Source organism: Peribacillus sp. SIMBA_075 (assembly GCF_046534585.1).
On the sequence record NZ_JAWRYN010000782.1, the window covers coordinates 1 to 265 of the forward strand.

The 265-nt window shown below is 39.6% G+C and carries 1 protein-coding gene; it reads right to left on the bottom strand.

What is annotated here, in order from left to right:
• Nucleotides 1–261: alpha-amylase family glycosyl hydrolase (locus SB775_RS30335; RefSeq protein WP_410864957.1), on the bottom strand; the 261-nt coding region annotated here is incomplete at its 3' end.
• Nucleotides 262–265: the final 4 nt, after the last annotated feature.

Sequence of the window (265 nt, forward strand, 5' to 3'; positions counted from 1 at the left end):
GTGCTCAAAATCAGCCATTGTGCCGTACATATCATGGATTTTTGTATAATCACTAATATCATAGCCATTGTCATACTGCGGTGACTCATACATAGGGGTCAGCCAAATACAGTCTGCCCCCAGTTCTTTTATATAATCGAGCTTTTTCGTCACACCATTGATATCACCTGTACCAGAGCCTGTTGTATCTAAAAAACTCTTCGGATAAATTTGATAGACCACCGCTTTTTTCCACCACGGTTCGTTTGTTTGTTGATTCAAATTC